Origin of the sequence: Desulfofundulus luciae (assembly GCF_030813795.1) — a bacterium.
GTDB classification, from domain to species: Bacteria; Bacillota; Desulfotomaculia; order Desulfotomaculales; family Desulfovirgulaceae; genus Desulfofundulus; species Desulfofundulus luciae.
The window spans coordinates 1-1,030 of sequence record NZ_JAUSUX010000072.1; the positions used below are offsets into that span (position 1 = coordinate 1).

1 protein-coding gene and 5 tRNA genes are annotated in these 1,030 nt (G+C 50.6%); all 6 read right to left on the reverse strand.

Features of this window, described 5'->3' with window-relative positions:
* Positions 1 to 94 (reverse strand): GTP-binding protein (locus J2Z49_RS14760; protein WP_017173303.1); only part of this gene is annotated, 94 nt, incomplete at its 3' end.
* 167 nt (positions 95 to 261) lie between these two features.
* Positions 262 to 338: transfer RNA gene (locus J2Z49_RS14765), tRNA-Met, on the reverse strand.
* A gap of 113 nt (positions 339 to 451) precedes the next feature.
* Positions 452 to 527, reverse strand: a tRNA-Thr gene (locus tag J2Z49_RS14770).
* 2 nt (positions 528 to 529) lie between these two features.
* Positions 530 to 605, reverse strand: a tRNA-Met gene (locus J2Z49_RS14775).
* Positions 606 to 689: 84 nt separating this feature from the next.
* Positions 690 to 775 (reverse strand) — tRNA-Tyr (locus tag J2Z49_RS14780).
* Between the two features lie 11 nt (positions 776 to 786).
* Positions 787 to 862: transfer RNA gene (locus J2Z49_RS14785), tRNA-Thr, on the reverse strand.
* Between the last annotated feature and the right edge of the window lie 168 nt (positions 863 to 1,030).

Genomic DNA, 1,030 nt, shown 5'->3' on the forward strand with positions numbered 1-1,030 from the left:
TGGCTGCCGTCAAAGTGGTCTTCCCGTGGTCAACGTGTCCAATGGTCCCTACGTTTACGTGGGGTTTGGTCCGCTCAAATTTGGCCTTGGCCATGTTCGTTTTTCCTCCTCCTTAAAAACCACTTTTTTACACACTTCTAAATTATTACCACTTTTCTTTAAATCATGCAATAAGCCATAGAACACAAAATTCGCTAAAGGGCTTAAAATTCCTGCTCCCCAAAATAAAAATCACCAGCTTTTGTGCTGGTGATCCTCTACTGGTAGCGGCGCAGGGACTCGAACCCCGGACACAGCGGGTATGAACCGCTTGCTCTAACCAACTGAGCTACGCCGCCGCAATGAGAAGCGCGAGGTGAGAACTGGGAAATGAGAATTCAAGGCTGGAATTCGGCTTTGCCGAATTCCTTTTAAATCTCACCTCTAACCTCTCGCCTCTCACTTCTCAAACTGGAGCCACTAACCGGGATTGAACCGGTGACCTCGTCCTTACCAAGGACGCGCTCTACCGACTGAGCTATAGTGGCATTGGTTGCGGGGGTAGGATTTGAACCTACGACCTTCGGGTTATGAGCCCGACGAGCTACCGGCTGCTCCACCCCGCGTCGACAAGTTATATTATAACACAGAACCGGAACTTTTTCAAACCCTTTATTGAAGAAGCCCGGTCCTGAAAATAAGCTGGTATTTGGTGGAGGGGGCAGGATTCGAACCTGCGAAGGCGTCAGCCGGCAGATTTACAGTCTGCTCCCTTTGACCACTCGGGAACCCCTCCACGGGAAAAACTGGAGCCGGCGATGGGACTCGAACCCGCAACCTGCTGATTACAAGTCAGCTGCTCTGCCAATTGAGCTACGCCGGCATGGCTCACTCGCTTCAGGCGCAGTTCTTATGATAACAGAAAAGCACTGCCGTGTCAATACCTCCACCGCAGTCCTGTGATCCGTCTGTGATATTGTCAGGGTAAAATCCGTCAGTGAAAATGTCAGTATGAAGGAGATGGTTACCCTGTCACAGACGGAACTGAAGC